Source organism: Wolbachia endosymbiont of Onchocerca ochengi (assembly GCF_000306885.1).
GTDB lineage: Bacteria > Pseudomonadota > Alphaproteobacteria > Rickettsiales > Anaplasmataceae > Wolbachia.
Window position 1 is genome coordinate 812,082 of record NC_018267.1, and the last position, 12,788, is coordinate 824,869.

Here is a 12,788-nt window from a genome sequence, read left to right on the forward strand (position 1 = left end):
ATTTACTCAAGCTGAAACTTGCACATTATTCGCAGGCAAAATGTCAATAAAAGTTTTTTTATTCATTGATTTTCTAAATTTAACCCAGCCTTCCACTTTAGCAAAAATCGTATGATCTTTACCCATACCAACATTTTTTCCAGGGTGAAATTTTGTTCCCCTTTGACGGACAATTATATTACCAGGAGTAACTTTCCCGTTTTTTTTTATTCCTAACCTACGACCTGCAGAATTTCTACCATTACAGGAACTACCACCTGATTTTTTGGTTGCCATATCCTACCTCTTACCCTTGAAGTTAATTTCATTAATGCAAAGAACAGTCACATGCTGTCTATGGCCAGTTTTTCTACGGTAATTTTTTCTTCTCTTCTTTTTAAAAATTATGACCTTTTCTTCTTTACGTTGTTCAAGTACTTTAGCTTTAACAGTGGCATTAAGTGAATAAGATAAATCGTTATCTGAAAGATAAATTACTTTACCGACCTCTACCTCCTTTCCTTCCTCAGCCTCTAATTTTTCTATTTTTATCACACTACCCTTTTTTACTAAGTACTGCTTTCCGCCTGTTTCAATCACTGCAAACATATCAAATATACACTTTTACTATTAATTTTGATTGTAATCGTAAAGGATGTCATATATGCTGTCAAGACAAATGATTCTACCTAAGTTACATTAAACGCCTCCAGTAAATATACGAATGTACCATAAGCTACAGCAATTCCATGAGCTCTTAGTGTTATGTCTCACGTCACAATATAATCTTGTCATACTTTCATTATTTTCAGCGTCAACATTCATGATTATGTGTTGGTAACATTTTTGCTATGTAATTTGCTTTCCTTAATCAACCAAGTATAGCGGAGTGTTGTTATTTTTATCTTTAATGTTGATATTAGGTATCTTTATTTAATAAGACATTGTGCTACATCTAATTATCTTTTATCTTCAGCATCAACAACATAATTAAATCATTAAATCTACTCAAGAATTTTTTCTTTCCATATCTTTTAATATGCGCCAATTATCTTACAATTACTACTTTTAACAAGCAAATGTAATGACGTATATTTTTGTTCATTGTAGGTATAATATACCTCACATTGTATTATATTATAATTTATCAATTTTATAATTACCATTAAAATCTTTCCCTATTTTTTTTATCTTTCTTTTGCACCTTATCCCTATTGCCACTTCTAGCATTACCTATATCCAGGAACTTACCTTCCATGTTTATCTTTATAAACTAAATTTTCTCTCCTTGATTCTTTCTACTTAATATTACTCTCAGTCTCCTTACTTCATATTGTGTTAAATCCCACTGGATCAAAATCAATGCTTGTAGCAATAATAAAATTCTTTATTTCACATTCAACTTTTTACTACTCTTGCTTTTTTAAACAAGCAATAAAATATTTTACTGAGCTAAATTTACCATTTTTTGTTAATAATCTACTTATATAGATTCTTGCATTTCTATTTTATGTGTACTTGATTTGTATAAATCTCCATGCTGTTTCTTTGTCTATCCTATTTGACTTGTTTCTTTTACACTGCAAAACAACATCATCAAGACCTGAAATTAGCTCAAATTCTGTGTAGCAAGGACGTTTTTTACCCCATAACACGTAGAAAATGACACCTAAATACAACTCTTGATAGGTAATACCAAGAGGTAAAGACAACGGTTTATGTCCCAGGTAGAGTAATTTTTAGATATCTCCAACCTTGTATAATTTTGTCAATAATATCAATAAATAGTGAAAAAAGTAATCAACCTATATGTTCCAGTATACAGATATCAGAGCATAGATTTAAAAGTATTACAAGATATGTTGTTAATATAAGAAATTAATTACTTAATCTTTCACTTAAAATCAAATTCACAACATTAGGGTTAGCTTTTCCTTTAGTAAGTTTCATAACTTCGCCAACGAAAAATCCGTATAATTTTATCTTACCGCTTTTGTATTCTTGAACTTTATCTTGGTTGTCATTGATGATTTTGCTGATAATTTTTGATATTTGTTCTTTATCAGCTATTTGTTTCAGGTCCTGCTCTTCTATAATAAGAGATGCAGGTTTACCAGTCTCAAACATAATATCAAAAACCTGTTTACCAAGTTTAGCGGATATTGTTTCATCAACGATAAAATCCAAAAGTTTTGATAGGGCATTTGCTTTGACTGGAGAGTTCGTAATATCAATACCTGCTTTATTCAAACGACCTAAAAGTTCTACGGTTAGCCAAGTAACTGCGAGCTTTGAATCGTGCTTTTTTGTTAACTCCTCAAAGTAATCAGCAATTGCTTTATCAGAAATAATGACGTCCGCGTCATATTCGCTGATACCCAATTCCTTGATATATCGTAGTTTTTTTTGATCTGGTAATTCTGGTAAAGATGACTTAATAGAGTCGATTTTATCCTGGCTTACTTCGATAGGCAATAAATCAGGTTCAGGGAAATACCTATAGTCGCTTGCATCCTCTTTATTCCGCATCACTTTTGTTTTTCCTAAAGCGATATCAAACAATAAGGCATCTTGATTTACCTCTTCACCATTCTCTAAAACTTCAATTTGCCTTTGTATTTCATACTCTATAGCTTGAATAATGTAACGTATTGAATTTAAGTTTTTTATTTCACAACGAGTGCCAAATGTGCTACTACCTTTTGGGCGCACAGAAACATTTGCATCACAACGAAGTGAACCCTTTTCCATATCACCATCACATGAACCAATGTAACGCAAAATCTGCCTCAATTTTTTCATAAATTCTGCAGCTTCTATAGATGACCTAAGATCCGGCTCTGAAACGATTTCCATTAAAGGAACTCCTGCACGATTTAAATCTACGTAAGTTTTGCTTTTTTCATGGATGCTCTTTCCTGCATCTTGCTCTAAATGAATCCTTGCAATTCTTATTCCTTTTTCATTACTATCAATAAACACTATGCCGTTCTTAACTATTGGTTCAAAAAATTGAGTTATCTGGTAACCTTGTGGTAAATCAGGATAAAAATAATTTTTTCGGTCAAAGTAAGAGCACTTATTAATCTCTGCGGAAAGTGCAAGGCCGGTGCGTATCACCTGTTCTATAGAGTAGTAATTCAGTATTGGTAGTGTACCTGGCATTGCTGCATCAAATAGAGAAACTTGAGTATTGTGCTCAGTACCAAACTTAGTTGATGAACTAGAAAATAGCTTTGTCTTAGAGGAAACTTGAGCATGCACCTCAAGTCCGATTACTGCCTCCCAATTCTCTTTTGCCATGCATTTGATTTAAATAATAATTTAAATATTCTGTAAAATTAGCATAAAAAGTCAAAATAAAACTTATGATTTAAGATCATCATGTTGTAAACGAATATTACAATTTTAGGTAAAAACGCAAAAACTACTTGACAATCTCCACCGGTTTCTTTCTACTATACAATAAAGTGTTTAAGACAGTGTCGTCAACACTGAAAACAGATAGTGAGTAAGGCTCCATTCACCTTTTTCTTTATTTGATAAGCTTAAATACCAAACTAGATAATACTGGAACGACAAAAAATCAAACACACCTCTATTTATTCTCTTTTTTGTTATCTATATCCTGATAATCAGAATCTACCACTTTCCCTTCCTCATTATTTGATGTGGATGAGCTAGTAGAGTTTTCTCCACTATGTTGTTGAGATTCTTTATACATAACTTCTCCAAGCTTCATAGATAATTGAGAGAGGTTAGTAATCTTCTGCTGTATTGAATTAGTGTCATTAACGTTACTAGATTTGCTAGCTTCCTTTAACTCATTGATCGCATTTTCAATAGCAGATTTATCGCTTGATGAAACTTTATCACCATATTCCTTCAAAGATTTTTCTGTATGATGAATTAGACTATCTGCCTGATTTTTTACTTCAATAAATTTCTTACGCTCCTCATCTTCTTGTGCTTTCTCTTCAGCTTCTCTCACCATACGACTTATTTCGTCATCAGATAGACCACCTGAAGACTGAATACGTATTTTTTGCTCTTTCCCAGTAGCTTTATCTTTTGCAGAAACGTGTACTATTCCATTCGCATCTATATCGAATGTCACCTCAATCTGAGGGATCCCACGAGGAGCAGGTGGTATTCCTTCTAAACTGAATTGGCCAAGCAACTTATTATCGGCTGCCAGTTTCCTCTCACCTTGATGTACTTTGATAGTAACAGCAGCTTGATTATCTTCTGCAGTTGAAAATATCTGAGATTTTTTAGTAGGAATTGTAGTATTACGTTCAATAAGTGGAGTAAATACTCCCCCTAAAGTTTCGATACCAAGAGAAAGTGGTGTCACATCAAGCAATAACACATCTCTTACATCACCTTGAACAATTCCTGCTTGTATTGCAGCCCCAATTGCCACAACTTCATCAGGATTTACTCCTCTATGTGGATCTTTGCCAAAGAATTCTTTAACCTTCTCAATTACTTTTGGCATACGAGTCATACCACCAACAAGCACCACTTCACCGATTTGACTAGCAGATATACCAGCATCTTCAAGAGCTTTTTTACAAGGGATCATAGTTTTTTTAATTAAATCATTCACTAAACTTTCAAGTTTAGCCCTTGTTAACTTCATATTTAAATGTTTTGGGCCACTTGCATCAGCTGTAATAAACGGCAGATTTATTTCTGTTTCCATTGCGCTTGATAACTCAATTTTCGCTTTTTCCGCAGCTTCTTTGACCCTCTGCATAGCCATCGGATCATTTCTTAAGCTAATGCCAGTATTTCTTTTAAACTCATCCAATAAATAACTTACTACTGCGTCATCAAAGTCTTCACCGCCAAGATGAGTATCACCGTTTGTTGCTTTTACCTCAAAAACCCCATCACCTATTTCAAGTATTGAAACATCAAATGTACCACCACCAAGGTCATATACTACTATTGTGTGTCCATGTTTTTTATCAAGACCATAAGCAAGTGCTGCAGCAGTAGGCTCATTAACTATCCTGAGTACATTTAACCCAGCAATTTTTCCTGCATCCTTTGTTGCTTGGCGTTGTGAGTCGTTAAAATATGCTGGCACTGTTATTACAGCATCCTTTACCTCTTCTCCAAGATAAGCTTCCGCTGCTTCTTTCATGTTTTGCAGTATAAATGCACCAATTTGACTAGGAGAGTATTCTTTATTACTAGATGTTTTAACCCATGCATCGCCATTTTTTGCTGCAAACACTTTATATGGAACATTGAGATTTTTTATCTCAGGATCACTATGTTGACGGCCTATTAATCTCTTAGTAGCAAAAAAGGTATTACTTGCATTTGTAGTTGCTTGTCTTTTTGCAGGAGCGCCAATCAATCTCTCTCCTGATGAAGTAAACGCAACTATGGATGGAGTAGTTCTTGCTCCTTCTTTATTTTCTATTACCTTCGTATCTTTACCATGCATTATCGCAACACAAGAATTTGTTGTTCCAAGATCTATACCTATTGCTCTCCCCATAATGAATACTCCCTTGTAAATATTACTTAACATAAGGATATATAAGTATGGAACTTGCCAATTACAAGTCCCACTCAGGATTTCTGGTTAGCTATTAGAGCTCAAAAGACGTGAAAGCCATCTAGTTAACCAAAAGTTATTTTGCAATCCACCTGAGTAATTAACCTTCTCATTGTCGTTACCCTCGGTTTTATAACCAGAATTTTGCAGTGGCTTACAATCATTTAAATTAACATTATCTCCTCGTTTTAAAATGAATGCATCTACACTTAAATTATTATCAGCATTAACGTTCAATTTAATATTGAATTCTTTTTCAATCGTAGAAACTGTATCACGCTTATTATTAAAAATGTGTGTAATAATTGAGCTATGTGCCAATAAATCAAATGATCCATTTCGGTTTCTACTAGCAACATATTGTAATTCTCTTAATACTGATGCAACAATTACTTCATTTGATTTTACTTTACCAACTCCCCTACAGTGTAAACATTCTATAGTATTGATTTCCTGTATGCTTGGTTTAATCCTTTGCCTTGAAAATACCATTAAACCAAAGTCATTTATATAGCTAAACTGAACTTTAGCTTTATCATCTTTAAATGCCTGCCTAACGGCAAATTCAACAGCTCTGCAATATTGATATTTTAACATACCAATAAAATCTACTACTATTAACCCTGACAAGCCTCTTAAATTTACTTGTCTTGATATTTCAGGTACTGCTTCCATATTGGTTCTATAAGCTGTTTCTTCTATACTATCTTCCTCCATCATTTTTCCCGAGTTTACATCTATTGAAACAAACGCTTCAGTTAAAGTTATTATTAAAGACCCACCAGATGGTAATTTTACCCTATTGCTATATAGCTCAGAAACTTGATCCTCAATTCCGTAGTAAGTAAATATCGGAACAAAACCTCTATACAGCCTATAGCGTAACTTACTACCCTTTAATGCATTTTCAGTATATTGTTTTACTACTTCAAAAGCTTCTTTTCCAGATACTATAATTTCCACATCATTGCTACAAAAATCACGAATAGATCTCATAATCAAGTCTGCTTCGTTATAGATCAACGATGGAACATTTGTAGAGGAAGCATTTTTTTGAATGTTCTGCCACAGTGAAAATAGATAATTATAATCCTGCTCAATTTCTTTTTTACTTTTTCCTGAGCCAATGGTCCTTATTATTAAACATGACTTTTTTGGCAAGCTTATTGAATCAAGTATGTCCTTTAATTGCTTTCTGATATTGGCATCTTCAATTTTGCGAGATATTCCACCTTTGCTCATGGAATTGGGCATGAAAATACAGTATCTACCCACTAAAGTTATGTAAGTTGTAAATGAAGCTCCCTTATTACCTCGTTCCTCTTTAGTCAGTTGAACTAATATTTTTTGATTAACCGCAATAACATCCTGTAACTTGTACTTCTTATACAAAGATACTTCCCTTACAAAGCTACTACTCGATTCATTAATATTTTTATTAGCTGCAGAATCTGAAGAAACATTCGTTGATACACTACTATTTTCCTCTGTGTAATCACCATTTGAACAACTTTCAAAAAAAGCTTCCTTTTCTTTTTCTGAAATATTAAAATAATCTGGAGATATTTCGGAAAAAGATAAAAACCCTTGCTTATTTTTTCCATATTCAATAAATACAGCCTGCAAAGAAGGCTTTATACGCTTTACATAAGCAACGTATATATTTCCTCTTAACTGCCTTTTCTCTTTAAATTCTTGTTCAAACTCTACAATCTTATTATTGACTGATAAAGCAACCCTTACTTCATCAGAGCAGATAGAATTTTCTATCAATAGTAACCTTTTACTATTATTTACCACTTGCCTTTCATTCTAAACTTAACTCTATATTATTAATATACCGTAGATTGTCAAGAATCTTACGATCTATACTGTTCAAAGGATACAAAATAGTTGACTTTTAGTGTTTCTTGTAATAAACTTAAAAGGAACTTATACTTATTAAGTATGGCAAAAAAGAATGTTTCTTTGCTTGTTAAGCTAGTTAGTAGTGCAATTAAGAAAACAAGTACTGGTGAAGAAAAATTAACGGGCTATTTTTACACAAAAAAGCGTAATCCAAAAAAGCTCATTAGAAAACTAGAGTTTAGGAAATATGATCCAGTAGCCAGAAAGCATGTATTGTTTAAGGAAGAAAAATTAAAGTAGTTTTCTATAAGGAAGTTTTTTGTCATGCAAAATTTACAATTAAGTTATCCAATAGTGATAGAGTTGGGTGACATAAAAGACACAAAACTGAAATTAATGAAGGTTATCGCACAGCTAATAAGTAAGAAATATAGAACACAAAAAAAAGCAGCAACTGCTCTAAAAATTGATCAACCTAAAGTATCTCAAATTAATAAGTCAAAAATCGAAGGGTTTTCTTTAGAGTACCTGTTTAACTTACTAGTTGCACTTGGTCAAGATATAGATATGGAAATAAGGTATAGTTCTAAATCTATATAATAAGGTTTCCTATTCGCTCTTATTTAGGAAGATATGCCGATAATACTAACAAGAATTTCCAAAATCTATACTTAATAGTTTTTTAGGTTACTAGCAATAGATCAAGCATATAAGAACACTGTATTATTATATTTTATAAAAACGGGATACATTTACAGCTCTATAACTTGTTTGAATACTTTGCTGATATGCCTTAGCTTGAGTGAGTTAATAACGTAAAAACGAACTTTTCTTACACGTGCTTGTTAGCTTGATAAAACTAGTTTACTGGGTACATTCTTTATCAACCTTTTTTTATGTAAAGGCATATACTAGTTGATAAATTTATAAAAAACTTACAGGATAAATTGAGTCAGTAAAAGATTTTTATTATCTTTAGCTTTAATTAAATTTCTATATATAGTTTTTCTATTTTTATATACTGCCGTGCGTTACTTCTTGAAGATATAAACTAGAATTAAGATATACTTAGTGAAGGTGATACTTCTAATATTATTAGAAGCTTCTCCAAGTCCTAAAGTTGTTATTGAAAAGATGATAATAAATAAACCGAATTACAAAGAACTAATTAAAAGCCTTCGCCCTGAAAATTTTATCTTCAGTACTTGCATATCATAAACATCAAAAGTTGCTATTACACATCAGTACTACGTACATGCTGAATGTTTCTACAAGCTTTTGATAAATATTTACTAGTTCCTTTTTGGATATATGAATATATTATGAATCCTATGAAAAAGAAACAATTGTAACTGCACAAACCAAGAAATTAGCAGTGTAAGGGTGATCATGAGTAAATGCCTCAATAAAAGGCTCACTTAAAAACGCTGAGTAGACTTTTTCGATAGTAATTGTAAGAACAAGTAGAAGAAAATCTCCAGTTATAATTCTTTTAAGGTACATAAAAAGCCTTATATGATTTAAGCTTGTTCGAAAATAAAATAAGTACCGTTTATCTAAAGCCAGTTATAACTTTGTCATAGATTGTTAAAATTCCATATTAAGTACTAATTTAACAACTTTTTCAATAAACTCTGGACGGCATATTTTTATACCACTGCTCCTGTACTAAAGGCTAATACAGCAATTTTGCGAGAACCGGTGTATAAGTAACTCCTTAGCACATTCAAAGGAATGTTTTTCTTTATTTTCTATTCCTTCATCTCGTCTCAGGTTCCAGGAAAAGGCTCTTTAAAAACAGAAAATAATGGATTTAAAAATGCATAAAGTTTTCAACTTTTCGCGAAGAGTTACTATATGGTTATGGGTGAATCTTGCAAAATTACATACTCAAAAGTTATGCTCTATTGATATATGGCTTCGACAGTCTGTAGTGAGCATGAGTGTGCAAATTTACTTACCAAATGGAAATCAGATTCGGATGTAACTTACTATGTAATTTTTTATTATATTTGCTTAAATTCATCATTATTTAACCATGAAACGGCTCTTTAATTTACTCGAGAGAGGTATTTGCATTAGATGTTTCGTTATTGATCCGCTATAATTTAAGTACTGATGCTTTAAGACCTTTACTCCGTCATGACAATTCTATGCTTCAAAATTATCCATGAAACTAGGTGATCCGTTTAGAACCATTCCTAGAATAGGAGCATTTCTAGCACGTAGAGCTTTCAGATTTAGCAACGGTGATTAGACTGTATAAAGTGTAGATCTGGCAACTAGAACTCTCGGAATGATAAGTTTTTTTGATTAGATCAATCATCAGCATAGAGTTCTGTTAACTAAAATTTCTCTAGCACCTTCTATAATTAAGTTATGTATTTTAAGCAAACCTAATCTTATCAATATCGATATTATCCATTGCTAAACAATGTTGCTAAGTGAGAAGATAGATATTCTTTATGAATGAAACTTTTTTATTAATATTTACGTTAATCAAGCCGCTTATTTGATCACTATATTGTACTTAGAATAGCTTCAGTCTAGATAATTTTGAAATATAAATATCAAACTTACAAGCAAAGATAATTGCTTACAATAGTTTTACTAACACTAGCCTGTTTTTTTTTTGAAATATCCGCACTTACTCAAAATTTCAAAGAAAATATTTTATAAGTAGCATTGACCTTATTTGCATAGTCTTTGAATTATCCTTTTCAGATCAGGCAAAAGAATTATTTAATTACCAAATTTGTCGCAAATTTCCAAGATACCTGATAAATGCACTTGTGCTTGGAAAATACAATGTAAATTCTTATGAATTAAAAAAACACCCTTTTAGCTCTAGGTAAGGTAGATAGCTTTCCAATTCTTGTTTAGGTAAATACTAATAAGTTAGTACAGGTAAATGAGGACTTCATAAAAATTCTAGTTCATTTATTGGATGAACTACTCAGTAAATGTAAAAGGAAAGCGAAAACATCTGGATTACTGTATGATTTTTTTACTATTTTTTAAACTTCTTATTTACTGGAGTGGTAAGTTCAAAATGACAAGGCGTGAAAACTAAGATCTAGCGTTTCTATCTTGCCTAAGATGAATTCAACTTCTCTTTGCAACATGTTCTATATCTGTTTTCAAATCTCAAGCATATCGTGGATAAAATCCAAAAAAACAAATTTTCAATAATAGGATGAGCTTGCTTTGCTAAAAAACTACCTTATATGTACTTCTTTTGCAGCCACATTGAGAAAATGTGTAATTTTTTGCTTACACGTATCCATCTTAAAGCTTTGTATCGTTGCTTTTAATCTATTTGTGATTTTTGCGTAATCACAAGGTTAAATCTCAGAAAATTGATAAAAGCTTGAACGTTGGTAAATATATTCAACTTTCCACTTAAGGAGGTTAGCTTCATTAGTCTGAGAACATACCTAATACTAATAGATATACTATCCTCTGACAGATCTAGATTTTCTTTTTCAAAAGAACTAAGATTTAAACGATAGTGGAAAATTTAAAAAAATCATTCATTTATAAGAAGGTAGAAAAACTTGTGACCAATCATCATATCCATGACGAAATACAAAGTTGTAGTTTATGTTTTTTGAAAGAATATTTATTGAATAATTTACGTTACTTTTAGTGTTATTCATACTGAGTATAATACGTAATCTTGATGTGTTAGGAAAAACAGGTTGCATGTAGCAAAGGTAATTAACTCTGTTTCAAAAGCTCTTCCTTTGAACTCATCATTGTATTTTGCTACCTAAAATTGTCAGCATAATTGTGTAGCTAAGTTACCTGTGTTAAATTCAAGGTTTCACAATTTGTCTTTCAAGTTTTCAGCTTTAAAAAATAAGGTACTACCTGATCAGCAAGATGTTTTGTACTAAATTCTTAGGCTTTGGCTGCTGCATCATGATCATTGGAAAAAGAGAAACTGAATAAATAAATAATCCTTACACCTATTGATAAGATAATCCTTTATAATATTAGAACAAGCAACATATGTACTAAAGTATCATAAGACTTTACTAACAGTGTCTGAAACTAAATGTGGAATTTTTTTAAAGGTTAACGGTAGAGAAGCAGTACCTATTATGTCCAATAATACCTGTTGAATGTGTTTCATTTAAATACAGAAGGCTTTACGTTCTTTGCTAAGATTAAAAAATTTTCTCTGTTGATGCGATGCTCCGTCCATCTTGAAAATTGTTTCAGTAATAATGAACTTCAATAGTTCAGTCTAATATAGTTCACATAACTTATGCTTATTGGAAAAGATAATAGATTTACTACCACAAGTGTTGATTAATTCGATAAGTTTCTAAGGAGTGTTAAATTAGCCTGGAAGTTAGAGTGAAAAATGAGAGCTAACTCGGTTCTTTTATCCTAAACGATTTTCTTCTCAAAGTGTTTAAATATTTTTTATTACCTAAAAGTAACTGAGAACAGGTAGACTCTATTACAAATCACTGGTTCTACAAGTTTTATTGCCTAAAATAGCGTTTCCTATTGACTTGAATAGAGGTTATTATTAAAATAAAGAAATTAATAAAATTCTTACCATTTAAGTCAAAGTTTCTTATAATCCATGATGTTTTTCTTTATTTCATAATATATTACAACACTCATTGTATAGCTTGTACATAGTCCTGTTCTCTTATCAAGAAAGAACTTAAATCATGAAAGAAATCAACTTTTGCTAAGAACAATGTACACGTACCTAGAATTAAGGTCTGTTATGGTAATATTCTTAGTATGGGTATTATTAAAACTAGTAAAGATCAAATAAAGATGCTCTAATCTCATTGCTAACTTGGATGAGCCTTCAGAATCAGTACCAGTTAATATACTGATAAAAATTCTTAGAGCTCCTCTTGAAAACATAGCCAATGTTGATTTATTCAATTTTTTTTACTATTACAATAGTTAGAATTATACTGCAAAAGTTCTATATTCGTTTGTTAGCTAGGTGGAAGGAAAAAAAGTATAGGACGAACTTGCAAACACTATGTTCTCTTACTGGTACCAATTCTGTTTTTACGGTGAAAAATTATTTGTAGCTTACAATCTGATACTAAACAAGATAGTTATTACTTATTTCAAAAATTAGGATTCCTAAAACTTGCTCTGTTTAGAAAAAATTAAGAACTCTCTCTACGAGAAGGACGGCTTTTTAAAATAGAAAATTATCATAAATTTTCCTATTTTTCTCAAATTAATCAGGATTATCCTTTTAATATAAATTACTTATTACTTAAATAGTATAGCCATTTTAAGTATTTTTTTATTGGCTAGTTCATAGAGTTAGTGTCATATGTATAAGATGTTAAAGTAATCTATTATAGTGGATTTATATAAAAAAGCTCATAAA

7 protein-coding genes are annotated in these 12,788 nt (G+C 31.4%); 2 read left to right on the plus strand and 5 right to left on the minus strand.

Annotated elements, in window-relative coordinates; all coding sequences use genetic code 11:
* Positions 1–6 precede the first annotated feature (6 nt).
* The 5 genes from rpmA to WOO_RS03030 form a co-directional block, all read right to left on the minus strand.
* The gene (rpmA, locus tag WOO_RS03010; RefSeq protein ID WP_014869202.1) at positions 7–276 is read right to left on the minus strand and encodes a 50S ribosomal protein L27; all 270 of its coding nucleotides are present in this window, start codon (positions 274–276) and stop codon (positions 7–9) included.
* Positions 277–279: 3 nt separating this feature from the next.
* Positions 280–588 carry a 50S ribosomal protein L21 gene (gene rplU / locus WOO_RS03015; RefSeq protein ID WP_014869203.1) on the minus strand — a complete coding sequence of 103 codons (309 nt, stop codon included), beginning with the start codon at positions 586–588 and terminating at the stop codon, positions 280–282.
* 1,269 nt (positions 589–1,857) lie between these two features.
* Positions 1,858–3,282: an Asp-tRNA(Asn)/Glu-tRNA(Gln) amidotransferase subunit GatB gene (gatB, locus tag WOO_RS03020; RefSeq protein ID WP_014869204.1), complete on the minus strand. Its 1,425-nt coding sequence runs from the start codon at positions 3,280–3,282 to the stop codon at positions 1,858–1,860.
* A 295-nt stretch (positions 3,283–3,577) separates the two neighbouring features.
* Positions 3,578–5,497 carry a molecular chaperone DnaK gene (gene dnaK, locus WOO_RS03025; protein WP_014869205.1) on the minus strand — a complete coding sequence of 640 codons (1,920 nt, stop codon included), beginning with the start codon at positions 5,495–5,497 and terminating at the stop codon, positions 3,578–3,580.
* Positions 5,498–5,584: 87 nt separating this feature from the next.
* Positions 5,585–7,357: an Rne/Rng family ribonuclease gene (locus WOO_RS03030; protein ID WP_014869206.1), complete on the minus strand. Its 1,773-nt coding sequence runs from the start codon at positions 7,355–7,357 to the stop codon at positions 5,585–5,587.
* A 147-nt stretch (positions 7,358–7,504) separates the two neighbouring features.
* Here WOO_RS03030 and rpmG point away from each other — a divergent pair, with 147 nt between their 5' ends.
* Both rpmG and WOO_RS03040 read left to right on the plus strand, forming a co-directional pair.
* On the plus strand, positions 7,505–7,705 hold the full coding sequence (gene rpmG / locus WOO_RS03035; RefSeq protein WP_014869207.1) for a 50S ribosomal protein L33: 201 nt from the start codon (positions 7,505–7,507) through the stop codon (positions 7,703–7,705).
* 24 nt (positions 7,706–7,729) lie between these two features.
* Positions 7,730–8,005: a helix-turn-helix domain-containing protein gene (locus WOO_RS03040; RefSeq protein ID WP_014869208.1), complete on the plus strand. Its 276-nt coding sequence runs from the start codon at positions 7,730–7,732 to the stop codon at positions 8,003–8,005.
* The last annotated feature ends 4,783 nt before the right edge of the window (positions 8,006–12,788 follow it).

Coding starts and splice junctions, on each gene's coding strand:
- rpmA (WP_014869202.1), bottom strand. CDS start 276: ATGGCAACCAAAAAATCAGGTGGTAGTTCCTGTAATGGTAGAAATTCT.
- rplU (WP_014869203.1), bottom strand. CDS start 588: ATGTTTGCAGTGATTGAAACAGGCGGAAAGCAGTACTTAGTAAAAAAG.
- gatB (WP_014869204.1), bottom strand. CDS start 3,282: ATGGCAAAAGAGAATTGGGAGGCAGTAATCGGACTTGAGGTGCATGCT.
- dnaK (WP_014869205.1), bottom strand. CDS start 5,497: ATGGGGAGAGCAATAGGTATAGATCTTGGAACAACAAATTCTTGTGTT.
- rpmG (WP_014869207.1), top strand. CDS start 7,505: ATGGCAAAAAAGAATGTTTCTTTGCTTGTTAAGCTAGTTAGTAGTGCA.
- WOO_RS03040 (WP_014869208.1), top strand. CDS start 7,730: ATGCAAAATTTACAATTAAGTTATCCAATAGTGATAGAGTTGGGTGAC.